Here is a 22999-nt window from a genome sequence, read left to right on the forward strand (position 1 = left end):
AGTCTCAAATGAGCAAACAACTGCAAGACGCATACATCGTCGCCGCCAGCCGCACCCCGATCGGCAAGGCCCCGCGCGGTGTCTTCAAGAACACGCGCCCCGACGAGCTGCTGGTTCACGCGATCAAGTCGGCGGTCGCACAGGTGCCCGGCCTCGACACGAAACTGATCGAGGACGCGATCATCGGCTGCGCGATTCCGGAAGCCGAGCAGGGCCTGAACGTCGCGCGGATGGGCGCGCTGCTCGCGGGCCTGCCGCAGACGGTCGGCGGCGTGACGGTCAACCGCTTCTGCGCGTCGGGCATCACGGCGCTGGCGATGGCGGCGGACCGCATCCGCGTCGGCGAATCGGACGCGCTGCTCGCGGGCGGCTGCGAATCGATGAGCATGGTGCCGATGATGGGTAACAAGCCGTCGATGTCGCCGCACATCTTCGATCGCAGCGAAGACTTCGGCATCGCGTACGGGATGGGTCTGACCGCCGAGCGCGTCGCCGAGCAATGGAAGGTGAGCCGCGAAGACCAGGACGCGTTCTCGGTCGAATCGCACCGCAAGGCGCTCGCCGCGCAGCAGGCCGGCGAGTTCGGCGACGAAATCGCCGCGTACACGATCACCGAGCGCTTCCCGAACCTCGCGACCGGCGAAGTCGACGTGAAGACGCGCGAGATCGCGCTCGACGAAGGTCCGCGCGCGGATACGACGCTCGAGGGCCTCGCGAAGCTGCGCACGGTGTTCGCGAACAAGGGCTCGGTCACGGCCGGCAACAGCTCGCAGACGTCGGACGGTGCGGGCGCGCTGCTGGTCGTGTCGGAGAAGGTGCTCAAGGAATTCAACCTGACGCCGCTCGCGCGCTTCGTGAGCTTCGCGGTGCGTGGCGTGCCGCCGGAGATCATGGGCATCGGTCCGAAGGAAGCGATTCCGGCCGCGCTGAAGGCCGCGGGCCTGAAGCAGGACGATCTCGACTGGATCGAGCTGAACGAGGCATTCGCCGCGCAGTCGCTGGCGGTGATCCGCGATCTCGGCCTCGACCCGTCGAAGGTCAACCCGGTCGGCGGCGCGATCGCGCTCGGCCACCCGCTCGGCGCGACCGGCGCGATCCGCGCGGCGACCGTCGTGCACGGCCTGCGCCGCCGCAACCTGAAGTACGGGATGGTCACGATGTGCGTCGGCACCGGCATGGGCGCGGCGGGCATCATCGAACGCCTGTAAGCGGAGCGGGACAGTAGCGATCACGGTGCGCGAGCCACGAGCTTGCGCACCGTTTTTCATTCCGGAAGAGGAAAGTCAAAGGAGACGGTTGTGGCCGAAATTCAAGTGGAACGCGCCGACGGCGTGATGACGATCACGATCGCGCGCCCGGCGAAGAAGAACGCGCTGACGGCGGCGATGTATCAGACGATGGCCGATGCGCTCGCCGACGCGCAGGAAGACAAGGCGATCCGCGTGATCCTGCTGCGCGGCGGCGACGGCAACTTCACCGCGGGGAACGATCTCGAGGATTTCCTGAAGACGCCGCCGAAGGACGAGAACGCATCGGTGTTCCAGTTCCTCGCGCGGATCAGCCAGGCGACCAAGCCGATCGTGGCCGCGGTGCCGGGCATCGCGGTCGGCGTCGGCGTGACGATGCTGCTGCACTGCGATCTCGTCTACGCGGCCGACACCGCGACGTTCTCGCTGCCGTTCGCGCAGCTCGGACTGTGCCCGGAAGCCGCATCGAGCGTGCTGCTGCCGCGCCTCGCCGGCCATCAGGTCGCCGCGGAAAAGCTGCTGCTCGGCGAAGCGTTCGACGCGCTGGAAGCGCACCGCATCGGCATCGTCAATCGCGTGCTGCCGGCCGCCGAGCTCGACGCATTCGCGGCGAGGCAGGCCGCGAAGCTCGCGGCGCTCCCGGCGTCGTCGCTGCGCGTGACGAAGGCGCTGCTGAAGGAGACGGGCGGCGTGGCGGTTGCCGCGCGGATGGCCGAGGAAGCCGGCCACTTCTCCGCGATGCTGCGCGCGCCGGAAGCGCGCGAGGCGATGACGGCGTTCTTCGAGAAGCGCAAGCCGGATTTCCGTCAGTTCGACTGACACCGGAAACAAGCGCGTCGCCGTTTCGGAGGCGACGCGCGCATCCGTGAGCCGCAGGTCGCGCGGCTTCGGTTCGTTTTTTCGGCCGATCCAGCGCTCGACGCGTCGGTTCGGACCTGCGTCGCCGCGCGTTCGCGCGGCATTCCGCGTCTTTCCGCGGCCATCCCCGAACTCGCTACGCCCGCCGGCGCCTGTCATGGCGCGGGCGCGGCGCCGGCATGCCCTCGTTTTGCCATCGCCGCCCGTTATCCGCGGTGACTGAGCGACGCCCCTTCGTATCCGGAGCGCCCGACCCGATGCGCCTGCAATCGTGCGAGCCGGCATCCCGACCCGCTCTCCCTGGGGGCGGTTCTCCCTCATTGGGCAAACCTTGTCCGCCGTCAAGTTGCACCGCGGCAATTCTCCGTACAGTTCGCGCACCGCTCGCCCGGGCCGGATGCGTCGCGCGACGGCGGCGTGCGGGCCGGCGGTTCTTCTCAACGACAATCAGGCAAACAAACAATGATCGGACGAATCACCGGCGGAGCGCGTGCGGCGCCCGCCATCGCGCTGCTGGCGGGACTCGCCGGATGCAGCGACCTTCACGTGCTCGATCCGAAGGGCGCGGTGGGTGTCGCGGAGAAATCGCTGATCGCGACCGCGACGTGGGCGATGCTGATTGTCGTCGTGCCGGTGATCCTGCTCACGCTATGGTTCGCGTGGCGTTATCGCGCGTCGAACCGCAATGCCGCCTATGCGCCGAACTGGTCGCACTCGACCGCGATCGAAGTCGTGATCTGGACGGTGCCGACGCTGATCATCCTGTTCCTCGGCATCCTCACGTGGCGGACGACCCACGAGCTCGATCCGTACAAACCGCTCGAATCGTCGGTGAAGCCGATCGATGTCGAGGTTGTCGCGCTCGACTGGAAGTGGCTGTTCATCTATCCGGAACTCGGCATCGCGTCGGTCAACCAGCTCGCGATTCCCGTCGGCACGCCGGTGAATTTCCGCATCACGTCGGACTCGGTGATGAACTCGTTCTTCATCCCGCAGCTCGGCAGCCAGGTCTATGCGATGGCCGGCATGCAGACGCGCCTGCACCTGATTGCCGACGAGGCGGGCGACTATGCGGGCGTGTCCGCAAACTATAGCGGCCGCGGCTTCTCCGACATGAAATTCCGCACGCTCGCCGAGCCGCGCGAGCAGTTCGACGCGTGGGTGCAGAAGGTGAAGGCGTCGTCCGACCGGCTGGACATGACCGAGTACGGCACGGTTGCGCAGCCGAGCGAGAAGGCGCCCGTGCGCTACTTCTCGTCGGTCGACCCGAAGCTCTTTCACAACATCATCGCGAAGTACAACAACGGCCATGTCCTCGATCCGAAGGACGCCGCCTGCACGACGAAGGGGTAACGCATGTTCGGCAAACTGACACTTTCGGCGATCCCGTTCGATCAGCCCATCATCATGGGGGCGAGTGCCTTCATGGGGCTCGTCGTGCTGGGCATCGTCGCCGCGCTGACGGTCACCGGCAGGTGGAAATGGCTGTGGAGCGAATGGCTGACGTCCGTCGATCACAAGAAGATCGGCGTGATGTACCTGGTCGTCGCGGTGCTGATGCTGCTGCGCGGCTTTGCCGACGCCGTGATGATGCGGCTGCAGCTCGCGCTCGCTTACAACGGCCCCGGCTACCTGCCGCCGCATCATTACGACCAGGTCTTTACCGCGCACGGCGTGATCATGATCTTCTTCATGGCGATGGCGCTGCTGGTCGCGTTCTTCAACCTGATCGTGCCGCTGCAGATCGGCGCGCGCGACGTCGCGTTCCCGTTCCTGAACTCGCTCTCCTTCTGGATGACGGCGGTTGCAGCGATCCTGATGAACGTTTCGCTTGTGATCGGCGAATTCGCGCAGACGGGCTGGCTCGCGTATCCGCCGTTGTCGGAGCTGCAGTTCAGCCCGGGTGTCGGGGTCGATTACTACCTGTGGGCGCTGCAGATTTCGGGCGTCGGTACGCTGATCACGTCGATCAATTTCTTCGTGACGATCATCAAGATGCGCGCGCCCGGCATGACGCTGATGAAGATGCCGGTGTTCACGTGGACCGCGCTGTGCTCGAACGTGCTGATCATGGCGACGTTCCCGATCCTGACGGTCGCGCTCGCGCTGCTGGGGCTCGATCGCTACCTCGACATGCATTTCTTCACGAACGAGGCCGGCGGCAACGCGATGCTGTACCTGAACCTGATCTGGGCGTGGGGGCATCCCGAGGTGTACATCCTCGTGCTGCCCGCGTTCGGCATCTATTCGGAAGTGATCGCGACGTTCGCGAAGAAGCCGCTGTTCGGCTACAGGACGATGGTCTATGCGTCGTGCGTGATCATGGTGCTCGCGTTCCTCGTGTGGCTGCATCACTTCTTCACGATGGGCTCCGGTGCGGACGTCAACGCGTTCTTCGGGATCATGACGATGGTCATCGCGATCCCGACCGGCGTGAAGATCTTCAACTGGCTGTTTACGATGTACCGCGGCCGCATCGAGTTCACCGCGCCGGTGCTGTGGACGATCGGTTTCATGGTCACGTTCACGCTCGGCGGGATGACCGGCGTGATGATGGCGATCCCGGGCGCGGACTTCGTGCTGCACAACAGCCTGTTCCTGATCGCGCACTTCCATAACGCGATCATCGGCGGCGTCGTGTTCGGCTACTTCGCGGGCGTCCATTACTGGTTCCCGAAGGTGTTCGGTTTCCGGCTCGACGAGAAGTTCGGCAAGCGCGCGTTCTGGTGCTGGTTCCTCGGTTTCTATGCATCGTTCGTGCCGCTGTACGTGCTCGGCTTCATGGGCATGACGCGCCGCCTGAACCACTACGACAACCCGGCATGGCATCCGTGGCTGGTCGCCGCCGCGTGCGGCGTCGCGTTGATCGCGATCGGCGTGCTGTGCCAGGTCGCGTCGGTATGGGTCGGCTGGCGCAATCGCAATCAGCCGCAGTATCGCGACGCGACAGGCGATCCGTGGAACGGCCGCACGCTCGAGTGGGCGACGTCGTCGCCGCCCGCCGTCTACAACTTCGCGGTGGTCCCGAACGTCCATGAGCTCGACGAGCTCGCGTACCGCAAGGCGAAGGGTCTTGGCCTCGGCCTCGGCAAGAACGTCAGGTACCAGGACATCCACATGCCGTCGAACACGAGCGCGGGCTTCTTCGTCGGCATCGGCAGCCTGCTGCTCGGCTTTGCGCTGGTCTGGCACATCTGGTGGCTCGCAATCGCCTCGCTCGTCGGCATCGTCGCGACGGTGGTGCTGTACAGCGCACGGGACAACGACGGCTATTACATCCCCGCGGATACCGTCCGCAAGATCGAGGAACAACGCGTGGGCGTGCGGATCGGCACACCGGCGCCGCAAGCCGAACTGGAGACGAACTGATGTCGTATCAATCTGTCGCGGGCGGTGCCCGCCATCCGGCGGCGCACGCTCATCCGCCGTCGCATTCGGTGTTCGGCTTCTGGCTGTACCTGATGACCGACTGCGTGATCTTCGCGTCGCTGTTCGCGACGTTCGCGGTGCTCGGCAACCAGTTCGCGGGCGGTCCGACCGCGAAGGACCTGTTCGACATTCCGGGCGTCGCGCTCGAGACGGCGGCGCTGCTGCTGTCGAGCATCACGTACGGCTTCGCGATGCTCGGGGCACAGCGTCGCCGGCGCGGCACGGTGTTCCTGTGGCTTGCGGTCACGTTCGTGCTCGGCGCCGCGTTTCTCGCGCTGGAACTGCGCGAGTTCTCGCACCTGATCGCGCAGGGCGCCGGCCCGCAGCGCAGCGCATTCCTGTCTGCGTTCTTCGCGCTCGTCGGCACGCACGGGCTGCACGTGGCGGTCGGCCTCTTGTGGATGGTCGTGCTCGTCGTGCAGATCGCGCACGGTCCCGGTATGACGGAGCGCGACTTCCGGCGCCTCACCTGCCTGAGCCTCTTCTGGCACTTCCTCGACATCGTCTGGATCTGCGTGTTCTCCTTCGTCTATCTCGCGAGCGTGATCTAAATGGCCCATTCGGAACTCATCCATCACGATGAAGCGCACGGCACCGCCGGTGGCTATCTCGTCGGTTTCGTGCTGTCGGTGCTGCTGACGGCCGCTTCGTTCGGCCTCGTGATGGGCGGCGTACTCGCGCCGAAAGCGGCGATCATCACGCTCGCGGTACTCGCATTCGCGCAGATCGTCGTGCATCTCGTCTGCTTCCTGCACATGAACACGTCGTCCAGCCAGCGCTGGAACGTGATGGCGTTCAGCTACACGGTGCTGACCGCGCTGATCCTGATCTTCGGGACGCTGTGGGTGATGCACAACGTCAGCATGAACATGATGTCGCGGTAGCCGGCCCGGGCCGCGGTGCGGCCCGTTCCCTTGCGCCGTGCGTGCCGCACGGCTCCTTTCCTTTCCGGCGTGCGGTTCGCGCGCCTTTCCGCATCATGGTCGACAACGAATCCCAGGCCCCGGTTCGCCCGGGCGAACCCATTCCGCACCGCAAGATCATCCGCGCGTGGCTCGTGCCGTTCGCCACGCGCGAGATCGTGCGCCCGATCCTGCTGCTCGTGCTCGACTACCTGCTGCTGTTCGCGGCGTTCGCCGGCGCGCTGCTGATTCCGTCGCTCGTCGGCAAGCTCGTCTGCGGGATGGCCGCCGGGTTCATCACCGGCCGGCTCTTCATCATCGGGCACGACGCCTGCCATCAGAGCCTGACGCCCGATCGCCGGCTGAACCGTTGGCTTGGCCGCATCGCCTTCCTGCCGTCGCTGACGCCATACAGCCTGTGGGAAGTCGGGCACAACGTCGTGCACCACGGCTATACGAACCTGAAGGGCTTCGATTTCGTGTGGGCGCCTCATACGCCGGCGGAGTTCGCCGCGCTGTCGCCGGTGCGCCGCTTGCTGGATCGTGTCTACCGAAGCGGGTGGGCGCCGGGCCTCTACTATTTCGTCGAGATCTGGTGGCTGCGGATGTATTTCCCGACCAAGACCCATATCGGCGCGTCGCGGCCGGTGTTCCGGCGCGACTGCCTGCTGGTGACGGGCTTCGCGGCCATGTGGATCGCCGCCGTCGTCTGGGTGGCGATCGTGACGCGGCAGCCCGTCGCGCTGCTGCTCGCCACCGGCGTGCTCGTGCCGTTCCTGTTCTGGTGCTCGATGATCGGCTTCGTCGTGTACGTGCACCACACCGACCCGCGCATTGCGTGGCATGCGAACCGGGCCGAGTGGTCGAATGCCGCGCCGTTCGTGTCGACCACGCTGCATCTGACGTTCCCGTTCGGGATCGGCGGCCTGCTGCACCACATCATGGAGCACACGGCGCATCACGTCGACATGAGCGTGCCGCTATACCGGCTCAAGCCTGCGCAGGCGAAGCTGGAGGACATGCTACCCGGGCGGATCGTCGTGCAGCGGTTCAGCTGGCGCTGGTACTTCGACACGGCACGGCGCTGCAAGCTCTATGACACCGACAGCAAGCTGTGGACGGACTACCGCGGCAACCGGACGAGTGATCCGGCATGCGACGCGAGCGCGCCAGCCGCCGCGGTCGAACTGCCGGACGCGGTTCGCGAACCGGCGGGCACCGCGCCCGCCGCGAGCGCTCACGCGGTGCCGTAATCGACGTGGCCGGTTTCGCGGCAGAAGCTGACCAGCCGCAGGCCGGCCGCCTTCGCGATCCCGATCGCGAGCGACGATGGTGCGGAGATCGTCGCGACCATCGGAATGCCGACCCGCGCCGATTTGCGCACGAGCTCGTAGCTCGCGCGGCTCGACAGGAACACGAAGCCGTCGGTCGCGTCGGCGCGCGCCAGCACGAGCGCGCCGATCAGCTTGTCGAGCGCGTTGTGGCGGCCGACATCCTCGAACGCCATCCGGATCGCGCCTGTTGCGTCGCACCACGCGGCCGCATGCAGGCCGCCGGTGAGCCGCGTGAGTGCCTGATGGGCCGGCAGCGCGTGCGCCGCGCGCGCGAGCGCATCGGGCGCGAGGCGCGCGAGGAAGCCGGTGTCCGGCACCCGTTCGGGCGCGAGGTCGAGCAGGTCGATGCTCTCGATCCCGCACACGCCGCAGCCTGTGCGTCCCGCGAGCGCGCGGCGGCGATCCTTCAGCGCGGCGAACGCCTGCTGGACGACTTCCAGATGCACCTCCGCGTGCGGCAGCGGCGCGTCGGCGTGCAGGATCACCTCGATGTCCTTGATGTCGCTGCCGCGCTCGACGATCCCTTCCGAGATCGCGAAGCCGACCGCGAACGCCTCGAGGTCGCGCGGCGTGCACATCATCACCGCGTGCGAGATGCCGTTGAAGACCAGCGCGACCGGCCATTCCTGGCCGACGTAGTCGTGCGCGGTTTCGACGGCACCGCCGCGCGTGCGGCGCACGGACAGCTCGATCGCGCCGCGCGGCTCTTCTGTTTCAGTCGGATTCACGAGCACTCCCGTTGATTCGAGGCAGGTGCGGCGACGATCGTGTGCGCCGCTCGCGCGCAGAGGTTCTAAAATACCTCAGGCAGGCCGGCCGCGCCGGCATCCGCCACTCAGGTAACGACCATGGGACTCAGCGACGCTCCGCTGCTATTCAATTTCGAACACGATTCGTCGGAAAACCTGACGTATATCCCGATGATCGTGCGTTTCAATCTCGACCGTTTCGGTCTGCGGATTTCACTGGAGCAGTGGCAGCTGCTGCCGCTCGAGGACCGCAAGCTGCTCGCGCGCTTTCCCGCCGACGACGACACCGCGATCGAGCCCAATTTCGATCACGCGCTGTTCGAAATGCTGCGCACGCATGCCGACCTCGAACCGTCGTGGTTCCAGCCGGACGAGCAGCCGAGCTGGCGCGCGACCGACACGGTGCCGGACGCGCTCGTGCAGCAGAGCGCGCTGGCCGGGCTGCCGGCACCCGCGCTCGCGCAGTGGCAGCGGCTCGCGCCGTTCCAGCGCTACGTGCTGATGAAGCTGTCGCGCAAGCCGAAGCTCAATCACGACTTCCTGCCCGCGATGCGGGAGTTCGGGCTGACGGCCACGCACTGACGGGCCGCGTGCGGCGCCGCAGCGCGGCGCGTGCGGATCAGAGCGGCGGCAGTTGCCGCGGCTTGCGGTCGGCGCCGGTCGCGACGTAGGTGAGCGTCGCTTCGGTGACCTTCACGATTTCGCCCATCAGGCGCATGCGCTGCGCGTACACCTCGACGTCGACCGTCACCGACGTGTTGCCGGTGCGCGTGATGGTGGCGTAGAAGCTCAGCAAATCGCCGACGAACACCGGCTGCTTGAACACGAACGAATTGACCGCGACCGTCGCGACGCGACCGTTTGCGCGCTGGCTCGCGGGGATCGAACCGGCGATGTCGACCTGCGACATGATCCAGCCGCCGAACACGTCGCCGTGGACGTTCGCGTCGTGCGGTTGCGGGACGACGCGCAGCGCGGGCTGCTTTTGCGGAAGTTCGAGGGTCGAATCGGTCATGGCGGGGGCTTTCATCCTGTAATAAATGCACCACCGCGCGCAGGCCGGCCGGCGAGGCCGCCGGCAGCGGCGCGTAGCGGCTTCTGCGACAATACAACGTTCGCAAATTGTACGAGAAAGCGAGCGAGTCGGCCGCCGCAGCACGCGTCCGGTACCGCCGCCGATCCTTCCCCCCCATGCGCAGATATTCCGCTTCCGGCGAGCCCGCGCCGGCTCCGACCGGGCCCCGCAACGACTGGCAGACCATCCGGTCGCTGCTGCCGTACCTGGCCACCTACAAATGGCGCGTCGCGCTCGCGCTCGGCTGCCTGATCGGCGCGAAGGTCGCGAACCTCGGCGTGCCGGTCGTGATGAAGCGCATCGTCGATCACCTGTCCGCCGTGCAGCAGCTCACCGCGCTCGGCCGCGCGGAGCAGTCGGCCGGCATCGTGCTCGCGGGCGGCGTCGGTTTGCTGGTCATCGCCTATGCGCTCGTGCGGCTGTCGACGTCGCTCTTCACGGAGCTGCGCGAGATCCTGTTCTCGAAGGTCACCGAGAGCGCGGTGCGCCAGCTCGCACTGCAGGTGTTCCGGCATCTGCACGGGCTGTCGCTGCGCTTCCATCTCGAGCGCCAGACGGGCGGCATGTCGCGCGACATCGAGCGCGGCACGCGCGGCATCCAGCAACTGATTTCCTATTCGCTGTACAGCATCCTGCCGACGCTCGTGGAAGTCGGGCTCGTGCTCGGCTTCTTCGTGGTCAAGTACGAGGCGTACTACGCGTACGTGACGTTCGCGGCGCTGGTCACGTACATCGTGTTCACCGTGAAGGTCACCAACTGGCGCACGCACTTTCGCCGCACGATGAACGAGCTCGATTCGCGCGCGAACTCGCGGGCGATCGATTCGCTGATCAACTACGAGACGGTGAAGTACTTCGGCAACGAGGAGTGGGAGGCGCAGCGCTACGACGAGAACCTGAAGCGCTACCGCAAGGCCGCGATCCGTTCGCAGAACTCGCTGTCGGTGCTGAACTTCGGCCAGCAGGCGATCATCGGCACCGGGCTCGTGTTCATCCTGTGGCGCGCGACGCAAGGCGTGCTGGCCGGCAAGCTGACGCTCGGCGATCTCGTGCTGATCAACACGTTCATGCTGCAGCTGTACATTCCGCTGAATTTTCTCGGCGTCGTGTATCGCGAGCTGAAGCAGAGTCTCACCGACATGGACCGCATGTTCGGGCTGCTGTCGGCCGCGAAGGAAGTCGCGGACGCGCCCGACGCGCGGCCGCTCGCGGTGGCCGGCGCGCAAGTGCGCTTCGAGCACGTGAACTTCTCGTACGAAGCGTCGCGGCAGATCCTGCACGACGTGACGTTTACGATCGACGCGGGCACGACGACCGCGGTGGTTGGTCACAGCGGGTCCGGCAAGTCGACGCTGTCGCGGCTGCTGTTCCGCTTCTACGATCTCGACCGGCAGGCGGGCGGCGCGATCCGGATCGACGGCCAGGACATTCGCGACGTCACGCAGGACTCGCTGCGCGCATCGATCGGGATCGTGCCGCAGGACACCGTGCTGTTCAACGACTCGATCTACTACAACATCGCGTACGGCCGGCCGACCGCGAGCCGCGACGAAGTGATCGCGGCCGCGCGCGCCGCGCACATCCACGACTTCATCGAGAGCTTGCCGAAGGGGTACGACACGCCGGTCGGCGAGCGCGGGCTGAAGCTGTCGGGCGGCGAGAAGCAGCGCGTCGCGATCGCGCGCACGCTGCTGAAGGATCCGCCGGTGCTGCTGTTCGACGAGGCGACGTCGGCGCTCGATTCGCGCTCGGAGCGCGCGATCCAGCACGAGCTCGACCAGATCGCGCGGCACCGCACGACACTCGTGATCGCGCACCGGCTGTCGACGGTCGTGCATGCGCAGCAGATTCTCGTGATGGACCACGGGCGGATCGTCGAGCGCGGCACGCACGACGAACTCGTGCGCGCGGGCGGGCTCTATGCGCAGATGTGGGCGCTGCAGCAGCAGCGTGCGGCGGCGGGCGGCGAAGCGGCCGAGGCCGCGTGAGCGTGGATGCCGCGCCGGGTGGCCCGGCGCGGTCGGCCGCGTAACGATCAGCGCGCGGCGGCGCGCAGCCGCGCGTCGAGCTCGCCGAGCTGCGCGGGCGTGCCGACGTTCTCCCAGATACCTTCATACAATTCGCCGCTCGCGCGGCCGGCCTCGATGGTCGCCTTGAAGTAGGGCGAGAGCGGCCGGTGCGTGCCGGGCACGATATCGCGGAACATCCGCGTGTCGTACACGCCGATGCTGCCGAACGTGACGCGCGGCGCGCCGGCGAGTGCCAGCCGGCCGTCGTCGCGGAGCACGAAATCGCCGTCCGGATGGAACGGCGGGTTCGGCACCATCACGAGATGCATCGCGGGCGCATCCAGCGCGGCCAACTGCTCGGCACGCGCGGCGAGCGTCCGGTAGTCGAATGCGCAGTACACGTCGCCCGCGACCGCCGCGAACACCGTCGGCCGGCCGTCGCGCTCGAGCAGCGGCAGCGCCACCGCGATCCCGCCGGCGGTTTCCAGCGCTTCGCCTTCGGCCGAATACGCGAGCCGCACGCCCCAGCGCGAGCCGTCGCCGAGCGCCGCCTCGAGCTGGTCGCCGAGCCACGCGTGGTTGATCACGATCGTTTCGATGCCCGCGCGGGCGAGCGCCTCGATCTGCCAGACGATCAGCGGCTTGCCGCCGGCTTCGAGCAGCGGTTTCGGACGGTTGTCGGTCAGCGGGCGCATCCGTTCGCCGCGGCCGGCGGCGAAGATCATCGCCGTGGTCAGGGTAGTGCTCATGTTCGGCTGAATGTGAGGGCGGTCAGAACGTATAGCCGACGTCGGCCGCGCCCTTGCCCTCGAGCTCGTCGAGCAGCTTCGCGAACGGCACGAGCGGGCGGTAGCGCAGCGCAACCTTGCGCGCGTAGGTCAGGAAGCGCGGCAGGTCGTTCAGGTAATGCGGCTTGCCGTCGCGGTAGTTGATGCGCGCGAACAGGCCGAGAATCTTGATGTGGCGCTGCAGCCCCATCCATTCGAGCTGGCGGTAGAACTCGCCGAAGTCCGGATCGACCGGCAGGCCGGCCTTCTTCGCCTTTTCCCAGTAGTACGCGAAGCAGTCGAGCTCGAACTCCTCGTCCCAGCTGATGAACGCGTCGCGCAGCAGCGACACGACGTCGTACGTCAGCGGGCCGTACACGGCGTCCTGGAAATCGAGCACGGCGGGGTTCGGCTCGCAGACCATCAGGTTGCGCGGCATGAAATCGCGCAGCATGAAGCCCTGCGGCTGCGCATGGGCGCTCGCGACCAGCAGCGCGAAGGTGCGGTCGAGCGTGCCGCGCATCGCATCGGTGACGGGCTTGCCGAGATGCCGGCCGACGAACCATTCGGGCAGCAGCTCCATCTCGCGGCGCAGGAACGCCTCGTCGAACGGCGGCAGCACGTCGGGCTTCGAGCTCAGCTGGAAGCGGATCAGCGCGTCGAGCGCGTCGCGCATCAGCGGGCGCGCCGCGACCGGGTCGGCCGGATCGAGAACCGAGATGTACGACGTGCGGCCGAGGTCGGTCACGAGCATGAAGCCCGCGTCGAAATCGTGGGCCAGCACGTCCGGCACGTGGTTGCCCGCCGCGGCGAGCAGCTGCGCGACCTGGACGAATTCGCGGCACTTCTCGGGCGGCGGCGCGTCGACCGCGACCAGCGAGCCGCCGGGGCTCGTGGCCGACGCGACGCGGAAATAGCGGCGGAAACTGGCGTCCGACGACGCGGGCGCGAGGGTCGACAGGTCGAGGGCGAAGCGCTCGGCGAGCGGGCGCAGCCACGCGGTCAGGGCTTCGAGGCGGGCGTCGGGCTGGGATGCGGCGGATGGGGGCGTCATGAAACTCGGCGGAGGGGGGAACGTCTTGCCATATAATACCCCACGACTTTTTTGACGCGCCCCGCGTCAGCTTCCGCCGTGCAGGCCTGCCGCCTGTCGCGCCGTCCGCCCGATCGCCTCCCCGGTTTGCGCTCAGCCGCAGTCGCGGTGCGACGGCGCGGCCCGCCGCGCGCGAATGTGCCGTGCAGGTGTGGTTGACAAGGGGCGATTCGCCAAACGATAGATGCCGCCCAAACCGCTATTCCCGAATGTCTTCCCCGGTGACGGGGCGCCGCGCAAACGGCGGCTCGCGCTCGCGCTCCTGGCCGTGCCCGGCCTCGTGCCGGCCGTGTCGTACGCGCAGCTGTCGGGCGCGGCCGCGCAGCCGCAGCCGCTCGACTCGCCGTGGGACCTGCGTCTCGCCCCGCAGCTCGAGGATCATCCGCTGAAGGACGGCGCGAAGCCGGCCACCTTCGTGATCGCCGACCACACGAGCGGCACGGCCGACCAGGACCTCGCCGCGAAGGGCTCGGCCGAGTTGCGCCGCGGCGACGCGGTCGTGAAGGCCGACGCGATCCACTACGATCAGGATACCGACATGGCCGACGCGTACGGCCAGGTCAAGGTGGTCAACGGCGGCACGTCGTTCGCAGGCCCCGAGGCGCATCTGAAGGTCGAGGCGAACCAGGGCTTCATGACGGCGCCGAAGTACCACTTCAACGTGACGGGCGGGTCCGGCAGCGCGGAGCGCGTCGACCTGCTCGACAGCGAGCGCTCGGTGTTCGTCAACGGCACCTATACCGCGTGCCAGTGCTCGACGAACCCCGCGTGGTACATCAAGGGCAGCCGCTTCGACTTCGATACGGGTGCCGACGAAGGCACCGCGCGCAACGGCGTGCTGTTCTTCCAGGGCGTGCCGATCTTCGCGAGCCCGTGGATGACGTTCCCGCTGTCGGGTGAGCGGCGCAGCGGCCTGCTGCCGCCAACCTTCTCGATCAACTCGAACAACGGGTTCGAGCTGACGCTGCCGTACTACTTCAACATCGCGCCGAACCGCGACCTGACGATCACGCCGCGCATCATCTCGCGGCGTGGCGTGCAGACCGAAGCGACGTTCCGCTATCTGTCGCCGACGTATTCGGGCACGTTTACGGCCAATTACCTGCCGGATGACCGGCTCGCGCACCGCGACCGCTACGCGATCTACTGGCAGCACCAGCAGAACTTCGGCGGCGGTTTCGGCGGCTACGTCTATTTCAACAAGGTCTCGGACAACACGTATCCCGAAGACCTTGGGTCGATGAACCAGTTCATCAACGGGACGCAGACGCTGTACCAGCAGGAAGCCGGCCTCACGTACAACAACGGCCCGTGGTCGGTGCTCGCGCGCTACCAGCACTGGCAGACGCTGCCGCCGTCGATCGCGCCGTACAGCCGCGAGCCGCAGTTGAACGTGAAGTACACGAAGTACAACGTCGGCGGCTTCGACTTCGGCGCGGAAGCCGACTATTCGCGGTTCCGCATCACGACCGCCGACGCGACCGAAGGCGACCGGATCGTCTTCAATCCGTACATCGCGTACGGCGTGTACGGCCCCGGCTACTTCGTCGTGCCGAAGGTCCAGTACCACTTCGCGTCGTACGACCTGAACCACCTGTCGTCGAGCACGCCGAACAGCCCGAAGCGCTTCACCGAGTCGATCCCGACCGTGACCTTCGACACGGGCCTGATCTTCGATCGCTCGGTGCGCCTGTTCGGCCAGGACTTCATCCAGACCCTCGAGCCGCGCCTGTACTACGTGTACACGCCGTATCGCGACCAGTCGAACGCGCCGCTGTTCGACACCGCGGAATCGGACTTCGGCCTCGCGGAGATCTACCAGCCGAACACGTTCGTCGGCAACGACCGGATCGCGGACGCGAACCGGATCACGGCCGGCCTCACGTCGCGCTTCATCGATCCGCGCACCGGCGACGAGCGTGCGCGCTTCGTGGTCGCGCAGCAGTACTATTTCGCCGATCAGCGCGTGCGGCTGAACTCGGGGCAGTCCGCCGTGCAGGCGCGCCACTCGGACCTGATCGTCGGCGCGGCACTGAAGCTCGGGTCGGGCTTCATGTCGGAGACGGCGTTCCAGTACAACCAGAACAACAACCAGCTCGTGAAGTCGAGCATCGGTTTCGGGTTCAGTCCGGGCGAGCGCCGCGTGATCAACGTCGGCTACCGCTATACGCGTGCGAACACGACGCTCGACAACCAGCCGATCAACCAGTTCCTGGTGTCCGCGCAATGGCCGCTCACGCGCCGCCTGTATGCGATCGGCCGCTTCAACTACGACCTGGCCGCCGACCGGATCGTCGACGGTCTGCTCGGCTTACAATACGACGCGGATTGCTGGGCGCTCGGGGTCGGTGTCCAGCGCTACGCGAACGGCGTGAACACGTCGGGGCAGCAGAACTCGTCGACGCGCTTCATGATGCAGCTGACGTTGAAGGGGCTGTCGAGCGTCGACAACGGCCTCGTTGCCGCCTTCCGCGCCGGGGTGCCGGGCTACACGGCGCTGCCGTCCGCGCCGCCGCCGATGTCCCGCTTCAGCAACTACGAGTAACGCCGGCTTGTCTGCACCGGTCAGCACGATTTCAATGGAGTATCAGTGGCAATGAAGAAAACCCTTCGTTTCGCGGCAGTGGTGTCCAGCCTCGCCGCGTCCGCCGCGCTGCTCGCGGCTGCGCCGGCCGCGGCGCAGGCGCTCGGTTCGCAAGGCGCGCAGCTCACCGACGAAGTCGTCGCGGTCGTCAACAACGACGTGATCACGGGCCGCGAACTCGACCAGCGCGTCGGCCTGATCTCGCGCCGGCTGCAGCAGCAGAACGCCCCCGTGCCGCCGGCCGACCAGCTGCGCGCGCAGGTGCTGAACCAGATGGTGCTCGAACGCATCCAGGTGCAGAAGGCCAAGGACGACGGGATCCGCATCGACGACGCGACCGTGCAGTCCACGCTGCAGCGCCTCGCGCAGGCGAACGGGATGACGCTCGAGCAATACCGCGCGCGGATCGTGGCGCAAGGCGTGCCCTGGAGCGTGTTCACGAGCGATGCCCGAACCGAGCTGATGCTGTCGAAGCTGCGCGAGCGCGAGGTCGACGGCAAGATCACCGTGTCGGACGCCGAGGTCGCGAACTACATCGCGAGCCAGCGCGGGCCGAATGCATCGCAGCAGCAGGATCTGCGCTTCCAGCACATCTTCATCAAGGCACCGACCAACGCGCCGCAGGCCGACATCGAAGCCGCGCAGAAGAAGGCCGAAGCGCTGCTGCAACAGGCCACGTCGGGCGCCGATTTCGAGAAGCTCGCGAAGAACAATTCGGAAGCGAACGACGCGAAGAAGGGCGGCGACCTCGGCTTCAAGTCGCCGAGCGCGCTGCCGGCCGACGTCGTCGAAGCCGCGTCGAAGCTCCGCCCCGGCCAGGTCAATCCGACGCTGGTCCGCGTGCCGGACGGCTTCGAGATCGTGCGTCTCGTCGAACGTCGCCAGAGCCAGGGCGCGACCGCCGCGGCACCGAAGATCGTCCAGACGCACGTGCGCCACATCCTGTTGCGCGTCGGCGAAGGCAAGTCGGAAGGGCAGGCACGCCAACAGCTGCAGGACATCCGCAAGCAGGTCGAGGCCGGTGGCGATTTCGCGAAGTTCGCGCGCACCTACTCGCAGGACGGTTCGGCGTCGCAGGGCGGCGATCTGGGCTGGATCAGCCCGGGCGAGACCGTGCCGGAATTCGAGCGCGCGATGAACAACCTGCAGGACGGCCAGATCAGTCAGCCGATTCGTACCGAGTACGGCTACCACCTGATCCAGGTGATGGAGCGCCGCGAGGCGGAAGGCTCGGTGCAGCAGCAGATGGATATCGCGCGCCAGGCGATCGGCCAGCGCAAGGCCGAGCAGGCGTACGCCGACTGGCTGCGCGAACTGCGCGATTCGTCGTACGTGCAGTATAAGATCGGCGGCGTCGGCCCGGCGAACTGAGCGAGCTTCACATGACGGCATCCGCGCTGCAGATCGCGATCACGACCGGCGAACCCGCGGGTGTCGGCCCGGAACTGACCGTGCAGGCGTTGCAGGATGCCGCGCGGCGCTGGCCCGGCGCGCATTTCACCGTGCTCGGCGACGCCGCGCTGCTCGACGCGCGCGCGGCGGCCGTCGGTGCCGACCGTGCGGTGCTCGCCGGCGGCGGGCCGGTGTCGGTCGAGCATCATCCGCTTGCCGTGCCCGCGCAGGCGGGCAAGCTCGACGCGGCCAACGGCCGCTATGTGCTCGGGCTGCTCGATGCCGCGATCGACGGCGCGGCGACGGGCCGGTTCGACGCGATCGTCACCGCACCGTTGCAGAAGAGCACGATCAACGATGCCGGCGTGCCGTTTACCGGCCATACCGAATACCTGGCGGAACGCACGCACACGGCGCGTGTCGTGATGATGCTGGCGGGCACGGGCGAGCGGCCGCTGCGCGTCGCGCTCGCGACCACGCACCTGCCGCTGAAGGATGTGCCGGCCGCGCTGACGATCGACGGGCTCGTCGAGACGCTGGCGATCGTCGATCGCGACCTGCGGCGCGACTTCGGTCTCGCCGCGCCGCGCATCCTCGTGACGGGGCTGAACCCGCACGCGGGCGAGAACGGCTATCTCGGGCGCGAGGAGATCGACGTGATCTCGCCGGCGCTCGCGCGCGCGCAAGCGCAGGGCATCGACGCGCGCGGCCCGTATCCGGCCGACACGCTGTTCCAGCCGCGCTATCTCGAGGATGCCGATTGCGTGCTCGCGATGTTCCACGATCAGGGCCTGCCCGTGCTGAAGTATGCGACCTTCGGCGAGGGCATCAACGTCACGCTCGGGCTGCCGATCATCCGCACGTCGGTCGACCACGGCACCGCGCTGGATCTGGCCGGCACGGGCCGCGCGGATCCGGGCAGCATGGTCGCCGCGCTCGACACGGCGGTCACGATGGCACGCCATCGCCGCGCGTCCTGACGCGCACGGGCCCGAGCCTGACCTCATTCGTCGTATTTTTCGTTTTTCTCAGTCGATGTCGAACAGCAGACAGCACCAAGGCCACTTCGCGCGCAAGCGCTTCGGGCAGAACTTCCTCGTCGATCACGGCGTGATCGACTCGATCGTCGCGACGATCGGTCCCGCGCGCGGCCAGCGGATGGTCGAGATCGGCCCCGGCCTCGGCGCGCTGACCGAGCCGCTGATCGCGCGTCTCGCGACGCCCGAGTCGCCGCTGCATGCGGTCGAACTCGACCGCGACCTGATCGGGCGCCTGCAGCAGCGCTTCGGCGCACTGCTGGAACTGCACGCGGGCGACGCGCTCGCGTTCGACTTCCGCTCGCTCGCGGCGCCCGGCGACAAGCCGTCGCTGCGGATCGTCGGCAACCTGCCGTACAACATTTCCAGCCCGCTGCTGTTTCACCTGATGACGTTCGCCGACGTGGTCATCGACCAACATTTCATGCTGCAGAACGAAGTCGTCGAACGGATGGTCGCGGAGCCGGGCACGAAGGCGTTCTCGCGGCTGTCGGTGATGCTGCAGTACCGCTACGTGATGGACAAGATGCTCGACGTGCCGCCGGAATCGTTCCAGCCGCCGCCGAAGGTCGATTCGGCGATCGTCCGGATGATTCCGTACGAGCCGCACGAACTGCCGGACGTCGATCCCGTGCTGCTCGGCGAAGTCGTCACGGCCGCGTTCTCGCAGCGCCGCAAGATGCTGCGCAATACGCTCGGCGACTACCGCGAGACGATCGATTTCGACGGGCTCGGCTTCGATCTCGCGCGACGCGCGGAGGATGTGAGCGTGGCCGAATATGTCGGCGTCGCGCAGGCGCTGGCGACGGCGCGCAAGGCCGCTGAGTAGCGGGAACTCACGGGCAACATGCTGCCAACGCGCGGCACGTGCCGGCTCGAGGTTCACGAGGCTGTCCTGATGGACAGCCTTTTTATTTTCCCCGACCGTTGTCGTCGATGCCGGACCGCGGCCGCGCGGCGTTACGCGCGCCGGCGCGGCGGCGCGTTGACGAGCGCGATCCCGGTCAGCACCAGCGCGGCCGCCGACATGAAGCGCCAGCCGACCGATTCGCCGAGCAGCAGCACGCCGAACGCGACGCCGAACAGCGGCGACAGGAACGTGAACACCGACAGCCGCGACGCGCTGTAGCGCGTCAGCAGCCAGAACCACGACAGATAGCTGACGAACGCGACGATCACCGACTGGTACGCGAGGCTCGCGAGCGAGATCGGCGTGACCTGCGCGAACGACATCTGGCCGAGCAGCGCGGCGAGCGCGACCAGCAAGACGGCCGACACCGCGAGCTGGTAGAACAGCGTCTTGCTCGCGCTGGCCCGCGCGAGCGACGTCGAGCGCACGACGACCGTCGTCGCGGCCCACATCGCGCCGCCGAGGATGCCGAGCGCGTCGCCGGCCAGCCCCGCCAGCACCGATGCGCCGGGCGCGCGCGGCTTCAGGAAGCCGTCCGCGAACGCGAGCGCGATGCCGGCGAATGCGAGGCCGACGCCGGCCCACTGGACGCGCTGCAGCCGTTCGCCCGGCGCGAACAGGTGCAGGCCGAGCGCCGTGAAGCACGGTGCCGTGTACAGGAAGATCGCCATGTGCGACGCGCTCGTCAGCGTCAGCCCGAAGAACACGCAGATGAACTCGCCGGCGAACAGCGCACCGGCCGCGATGCCCGCGCCGAGCGTGCCGTCCGCGCGGAACAGCGGCGTGCCGCGCGAGCGGGCCCAGCCCCACAGCAGGAGCGCGGCGATCACCGAGCGCAGCCCGGCCTGGAACATCGGCGGGATCGCCGCGTTCGTGCTCTTGATCGCGACCTGCTGGAAGCCCCAGATCGCGCACAGCAGCAGCATCACGCCGATGGCGCGCGTGTCGAGCGCGCGGCGCGCGGGCGTGCCGGCGAGCGCGGTCATCGGCGGACCTCGCCGGTGCGGCGGGAAGCGGGCAGGGACATGTGCAGCGGCGGACGGACGGCGGGTCCGGCACGCTCGAATCGGCGGTTTCGCACGGCAGGCAGTGTGGCTGAATGGGGTGGTGGTCGCGTTCCGGCGGCGGGCGACATGCCCGCTTTTGGTGCGAGGTGGGAGGATGTTACCCGATCGGCCGGCGCGGCGGGGCGCGTTGCACGAGGTGGTTTCCACTGGTGCACGGGCGTCGGGCGCATGGCGCAGAGGCTCGGTACCGGCTGGTGGCGGCTGGTGGCGGCCGGGGCGCCGACGGCGGGATTCACCCGACTCCGGTAGAATTTCCGGTTCTGGAAAGTCCCCACAGGAGTACAACACATGCGTTTGCTGCATACGATGTTGCGAGTCGGCGATCTCGACCGCTCGATCAAGTTCTACACCGAATTGCTCGGCATGAAGCTGCTGCGTCGCGAGGATTATCCGGAAGGCAAGTTCACGCTCGCGTTCGTCGGCTATGAAGCGGAAAGCACGGGCACCGTGATCGAGCTGACCCATAACTGGGATACGCCGTCCTACGATCTCGGCAACGGCTTCGGCCACCTGGCGGTGGAAGTCGACGACGCGTACGCGGCCTGCGACAGGATCAAGGCGCAAGGCGGCAAGGTGACCCGCGAAGCGGGTCCGATGAAGCACGGCACGACCGTGATCGCATTCGTCGAGGATCCGGACGGCTACAAGATCGAGTTCATCCAGAAGAAGGCGCGCTGAGCGCGGGATGAGCGGCGCGCGGCGCACGATGTGTGTCGCGGGCAACGAAAACGGGCGATGCGGAGGGATCCGCATCGCCCGTTTGCATGTCGGTGCGACTGATCGCGTTACAGCGACGGCAGCAGCTCGGGCGGGTGATGCTTGAGCGTGTGCCGCGCTTCGCGGAATTCCGGGAAGATCGATTCGACGGTCTGCCAGAAGGCCGGGCTGTGGTTCATTTCGCGCAGGTGCGACAGCTCGTGCGCGACGACGTAGTCGATGATCGACATCGGGAAATGGATCAGCCGCCAGTTCAGCCGGATCTTGCCGTCGCTCGAGCAGCTGCCCCAACGCGTCGCGGCCGACGACAGCGCATACATCGAATACGTGACGCCGAGCCTTTCCGCGTAGACGACGAGGCGTTCGCCGAAGATCCGCCTTGCTTCGCCCTGCAGCCAGCCCTGCACGCGATCCTTGATCTGCTGTGTGTCGGCCAGTGCGGGCAGCGGCAGCGACAGCCGCAGTGCGTCGCCGTCGAATGTGACGGCGCCCGCGCCGAGCGCGATCGTGATCGTCTTGCCGAGATACGGAAGTTGCGCGCCGTCGCGCCAGTCGATCTGCGGCAGCGCGCGCTGCTCGGTGCGGGTCTTCCACTCCGCGAGCTTCGCGAAGATCCAGCGCTGCTTTTCGGCGATCGCCGCTTCGATGTCGGCGAGCGTGACCCAGCGCGGCGCGGTGATCGACAGCCCGCTGCCGTCGATCGTGAAGCCGATCGTGCGGCGCGCGGAGCGCTTCAACCGATACTCGAGCACGCGGCTGTCGAGTGCGAAGGTGCGGACGCGGGAGCGATCCGGCGCGGGGCCCGGATCGAGCGGGGCCGCAGGCGTTGCGGGAGCCGCCGCCGCTTCAGGCGGCGTGGGCGGTGCGGCGGGCGCCGACGGTGCCGGCGATGCCGCTGCCGGCCCGTCGAAGAGCGGCAGGTCCATCTGGCGATGATCGAGGGCTACGACGGCAGGCCGTGGCCGCGGACGCTTTTTCATCAGTTCGCTTCGTTTCGTCGTACGCAACGGCTGCAATCCGGGTGATTCAGACGCGCGCGGCATCGCGCGTGCCGGCATTGCCCGGCTGGCGATACGCATCGGGATCGATGCGGCGCATTTCCGCTTCGATCCATGCTTCAACCTGCGAGTTCAATACGTCGGGCGTCTTCCCGTCGACGGGAATCGGCTTGCCGATCGACACGGTGACGACGCCCGGGAATTTCGTGAACGAATTGCGCGGCCACACACGACCTGCATTGTGCGCGATCGGCACGACCGGCGTGCCGGTTTCGATCGCGAAGCGCGCGCCGCCGGTCTTGTACTTGCCCTGCTTGCCGACCGGCGTGCGCGTGCCTTCCGGGAACATGATCATCCACGCGCCTTCCGACAGGCGCTTCTTGCCCTGGCGGATCACCGACACGAATGCGTTCTTGCCTTCCTTGCGGTTGATGTTGACCATGTGCAGCAGCCCGAGCGCCCAGCCGAAGAACGGCACGTACAGCAGCTCGCGCTTGAACACGTAGCAGAGCGGCTTCGGCATCAGCGCCGGAAACGCGAGCGTCTCCCACGCGGACTGGTGCTTGGACAGCAGCACGGCCGGACCGTCGGGCAGGTTTTCCATCCCTTCGATCCGGTAGCGGATGCCGTTCAGCCAGCGCACGACCCACAGCGTCGACTTGCACCAGCCGGCCGCCATCCAGTAGCGCGCGTCGGGACGCATGAACGGGAACGCGATGAAGCACGCGATGGCGTACGGCACCGTGTACAGGATGAAGTAGATCAGCAGCAGCAGGGAGCGGACGAAGCGCATCGGCGTGGGTCTGACAGTAGGGAGGATGCGCGCGGCGG

The 22999-nt window shown here is 67.4% G+C and carries 21 protein-coding genes; 14 read left to right on the plus strand and 7 right to left on the minus strand.

All coding sequences use genetic code 11. From position 1 onward, the window contains the following. The first annotated feature begins 8 nt into the window (after positions 1–8). From DIE23_RS13740 to DIE23_RS13770, 7 genes are all read left to right on the plus strand, one after another. Complete coding sequence (locus tag DIE23_RS13740) at positions 9–1208, plus strand: acetyl-CoA C-acyltransferase (RefSeq protein WP_124612611.1); 1200 nt, start codon at positions 9–11, stop codon at positions 1206–1208. Positions 1209–1298: 90 nt separating this feature from the next. Next, on the plus strand, positions 1299–2066 hold the full coding sequence (locus tag DIE23_RS13745) for an enoyl-CoA hydratase (RefSeq protein ID WP_124612612.1): 768 nt from the start codon (positions 1299–1301) through the stop codon (positions 2064–2066). Positions 2067–2567: 501 nt separating this feature from the next. Then, positions 2568–3458, plus strand: coding sequence for a ubiquinol oxidase subunit II (gene cyoA / locus DIE23_RS13750; protein WP_124612613.1), 891 nt, complete (start codon positions 2568–2570; stop codon positions 3456–3458). Between the two features lie 3 nt (positions 3459–3461). After that, positions 3462–5474 carry a cytochrome o ubiquinol oxidase subunit I gene (gene cyoB / locus DIE23_RS13755; protein WP_124612614.1) on the plus strand — a complete coding sequence of 671 codons (2013 nt, stop codon included), beginning with the start codon at positions 3462–3464 and terminating at the stop codon, positions 5472–5474. Continuing rightward, the gene (gene cyoC, locus DIE23_RS13760) at positions 5474–6085 is read left to right on the plus strand and encodes a cytochrome o ubiquinol oxidase subunit III (protein WP_124612615.1); all 612 of its coding nucleotides are present in this window, start codon (positions 5474–5476) and stop codon (positions 6083–6085) included. Before cyoB ends, cyoC begins: the two co-directional genes overlap by 1 nt. Beyond that, positions 6086–6418, plus strand: a complete 333-nt coding sequence (gene cyoD, locus DIE23_RS13765) for a cytochrome o ubiquinol oxidase subunit IV (protein ID WP_124612616.1) — start codon at positions 6086–6088, stop codon at positions 6416–6418. It begins immediately after the preceding gene. Between the two features lie 95 nt (positions 6419–6513). Next, on the plus strand, positions 6514–7689 hold the full coding sequence (locus tag DIE23_RS13770; RefSeq protein ID WP_124612617.1) for a fatty acid desaturase: 1176 nt from the start codon (positions 6514–6516) through the stop codon (positions 7687–7689). Here the strand turns inward: DIE23_RS13770 and fdhD are convergent. Beyond that, entirely contained in the window at positions 7674–8504 is an 831-nt protein-coding gene (gene fdhD, locus DIE23_RS13775) for a formate dehydrogenase accessory sulfurtransferase FdhD (protein ID WP_124612618.1), read from the minus strand. The two genes, DIE23_RS13770 and fdhD, sit on opposite strands and share 16 nt — an antisense overlap. 114 nt (positions 8505–8618) lie before the next feature. On the opposite strand from fdhD, the gene DIE23_RS13780 reads away from it, so the two are divergent. Beyond that, the gene (locus DIE23_RS13780; protein ID WP_124612619.1) at positions 8619–9101 is read left to right on the plus strand and encodes a nitrate reductase associated protein; all 483 of its coding nucleotides are present in this window, start codon (positions 8619–8621) and stop codon (positions 9099–9101) included. Positions 9102–9138: 37 nt separating this feature from the next. Here the strand turns inward: DIE23_RS13780 and DIE23_RS13785 are convergent, their stop codons facing one another. Beyond that, complete coding sequence (locus DIE23_RS13785) at positions 9139–9534, minus strand: acyl-CoA thioesterase (RefSeq protein WP_124612620.1); 396 nt, start codon at positions 9532–9534, stop codon at positions 9139–9141. 176 nt (positions 9535–9710) lie between these two features. Between DIE23_RS13785 and DIE23_RS13795 the strand changes: the two genes are divergently transcribed. Further along, on the plus strand, positions 9711–11582 hold the full coding sequence (locus tag DIE23_RS13795; RefSeq protein ID WP_124612621.1) for an ABC transporter ATP-binding protein/permease: 1872 nt from the start codon (positions 9711–9713) through the stop codon (positions 11580–11582). 47 nt (positions 11583–11629) lie between these two features. On the opposite strand, the gene murU is transcribed toward DIE23_RS13795, so the two are convergent. Continuing rightward, positions 11630–12352: an N-acetylmuramate alpha-1-phosphate uridylyltransferase MurU gene (gene murU, locus DIE23_RS13800; protein ID WP_124612622.1), complete on the minus strand. Its 723-nt coding sequence runs from the start codon at positions 12350–12352 to the stop codon at positions 11630–11632. A 22-nt stretch (positions 12353–12374) separates the two neighbouring features. Then, entirely contained in the window at positions 12375–13424 is a 1050-nt protein-coding gene (locus DIE23_RS13805; protein WP_124612623.1) for an aminoglycoside phosphotransferase family protein, read from the minus strand. A gap of 223 nt (positions 13425–13647) precedes the next feature. Between DIE23_RS13805 and DIE23_RS13810 the strand changes: the two genes are divergently transcribed. From DIE23_RS13810 to rsmA, 4 genes are read left to right on the plus strand one after another with little or no spacing between them, the layout of a single operon-like run. Next, positions 13648–16008, plus strand: coding sequence for an LPS-assembly protein LptD (locus DIE23_RS13810; RefSeq protein ID WP_124612624.1), 2361 nt, complete (start codon positions 13648–13650; stop codon positions 16006–16008). A 51-nt stretch (positions 16009–16059) separates the two neighbouring features. Continuing rightward, positions 16060–17418, plus strand: a complete 1359-nt coding sequence (locus DIE23_RS13815) for a peptidylprolyl isomerase (protein ID WP_124612625.1) — start codon at positions 16060–16062, stop codon at positions 17416–17418. A gap of 11 nt (positions 17419–17429) precedes the next feature. After that, complete coding sequence (pdxA, locus tag DIE23_RS13820) at positions 17430–18419, plus strand: 4-hydroxythreonine-4-phosphate dehydrogenase PdxA (protein WP_124612626.1); 990 nt, start codon at positions 17430–17432, stop codon at positions 18417–18419. 55 nt (positions 18420–18474) lie between these two features. After that, positions 18475–19305 carry a 16S rRNA (adenine(1518)-N(6)/adenine(1519)-N(6))-dimethyltransferase RsmA gene (gene rsmA / locus DIE23_RS13825; protein WP_124612627.1) on the plus strand — a complete coding sequence of 277 codons (831 nt, stop codon included), beginning with the start codon at positions 18475–18477 and terminating at the stop codon, positions 19303–19305. 131 nt (positions 19306–19436) lie between these two features. Here rsmA and DIE23_RS13830 read toward each other — a convergent pair whose 3' ends face one another. Beyond that, the gene (locus tag DIE23_RS13830; RefSeq protein ID WP_124612628.1) at positions 19437–20372 is read right to left on the minus strand and encodes a DMT family transporter; all 936 of its coding nucleotides are present in this window, start codon (positions 20370–20372) and stop codon (positions 19437–19439) included. Positions 20373–20741: 369 nt separating this feature from the next. On the opposite strand from DIE23_RS13830, the gene gloA reads away from it, so the two are divergent. Continuing rightward, a complete protein-coding gene (gloA, locus tag DIE23_RS13835) occupies positions 20742–21131 on the plus strand; it encodes a lactoylglutathione lyase (RefSeq protein ID WP_124604941.1) in 390 nt (129 codons plus the stop codon). Between the two features lie 107 nt (positions 21132–21238). Here the strand turns inward: gloA and DIE23_RS13840 are convergent, their stop codons facing one another. Together DIE23_RS13840 and DIE23_RS13845 are read right to left on the minus strand one after the other, a co-directional pair. Further along, the gene (locus DIE23_RS13840) at positions 21239–22150 is read right to left on the minus strand and encodes a M48 family metallopeptidase (protein WP_124612629.1); all 912 of its coding nucleotides are present in this window, start codon (positions 22148–22150) and stop codon (positions 21239–21241) included. A gap of 46 nt (positions 22151–22196) precedes the next feature. Then, a complete protein-coding gene (locus tag DIE23_RS13845; RefSeq protein WP_124612630.1) occupies positions 22197–22961 on the minus strand; it encodes a 1-acyl-sn-glycerol-3-phosphate acyltransferase in 765 nt (254 codons plus the stop codon). Between the last annotated feature and the right edge of the window lie 38 nt (positions 22962–22999).

The sequence above is a fragment of the Burkholderia sp. Bp9143 genome (assembly GCF_003853645.1).
GTDB lineage: Bacteria > Pseudomonadota > Gammaproteobacteria > Burkholderiales > Burkholderiaceae > Burkholderia.

Coding starts and splice junctions, on each gene's coding strand:
- DIE23_RS13770 (WP_124612617.1), top strand. CDS start 6,514: ATGGTCGACAACGAATCCCAGGCCCCGGTTCGCCCGGGCGAACCCATT.
- DIE23_RS13780 (WP_124612619.1), top strand. CDS start 8,619: ATGGGACTCAGCGACGCTCCGCTGCTATTCAATTTCGAACACGATTCG.
- murU (WP_124612622.1), bottom strand. CDS start 12,352: ATGAGCACTACCCTGACCACGGCGATGATCTTCGCCGCCGGCCGCGGC.
- DIE23_RS13810 (WP_124612624.1), top strand. CDS start 13,648: ATGCCGCCCAAACCGCTATTCCCGAATGTCTTCCCCGGTGACGGGGCG.
- DIE23_RS13795 (WP_124612621.1), top strand. CDS start 9,711: ATGCGCAGATATTCCGCTTCCGGCGAGCCCGCGCCGGCTCCGACCGGG.
- cyoD (WP_124612616.1), top strand. CDS start 6,086: ATGGCCCATTCGGAACTCATCCATCACGATGAAGCGCACGGCACCGCC.
- DIE23_RS13830 (WP_124612628.1), bottom strand. CDS start 20,372: ATGACCGCGCTCGCCGGCACGCCCGCGCGCCGCGCGCTCGACACGCGC.
- cyoC (WP_124612615.1), top strand. CDS start 5,474: ATGTCGTATCAATCTGTCGCGGGCGGTGCCCGCCATCCGGCGGCGCAC.
- cyoB (WP_124612614.1), top strand. CDS start 3,462: ATGTTCGGCAAACTGACACTTTCGGCGATCCCGTTCGATCAGCCCATC.
- rsmA (WP_124612627.1), top strand. CDS start 18,475: ATGTCGAACAGCAGACAGCACCAAGGCCACTTCGCGCGCAAGCGCTTC.
- DIE23_RS13785 (WP_124612620.1), bottom strand. CDS start 9,534: ATGACCGATTCGACCCTCGAACTTCCGCAAAAGCAGCCCGCGCTGCGC.
- DIE23_RS13805 (WP_124612623.1), bottom strand. CDS start 13,424: ATGACGCCCCCATCCGCCGCATCCCAGCCCGACGCCCGCCTCGAAGCC.
- DIE23_RS13845 (WP_124612630.1), bottom strand. CDS start 22,961: ATGCGCTTCGTCCGCTCCCTGCTGCTGCTGATCTACTTCATCCTGTAC.
- cyoA (WP_124612613.1), top strand. CDS start 2,568: ATGATCGGACGAATCACCGGCGGAGCGCGTGCGGCGCCCGCCATCGCG.
- DIE23_RS13740 (WP_124612611.1), top strand. CDS start 9: ATGAGCAAACAACTGCAAGACGCATACATCGTCGCCGCCAGCCGCACC.
- DIE23_RS13840 (WP_124612629.1), bottom strand. CDS start 22,150: ATGAAAAAGCGTCCGCGGCCACGGCCTGCCGTCGTAGCCCTCGATCAT.
- DIE23_RS13815 (WP_124612625.1), top strand. CDS start 16,060: ATGAAGAAAACCCTTCGTTTCGCGGCAGTGGTGTCCAGCCTCGCCGCG.
- pdxA (WP_124612626.1), top strand. CDS start 17,430: ATGACGGCATCCGCGCTGCAGATCGCGATCACGACCGGCGAACCCGCG.
- gloA (WP_124604941.1), top strand. CDS start 20,742: ATGCGTTTGCTGCATACGATGTTGCGAGTCGGCGATCTCGACCGCTCG.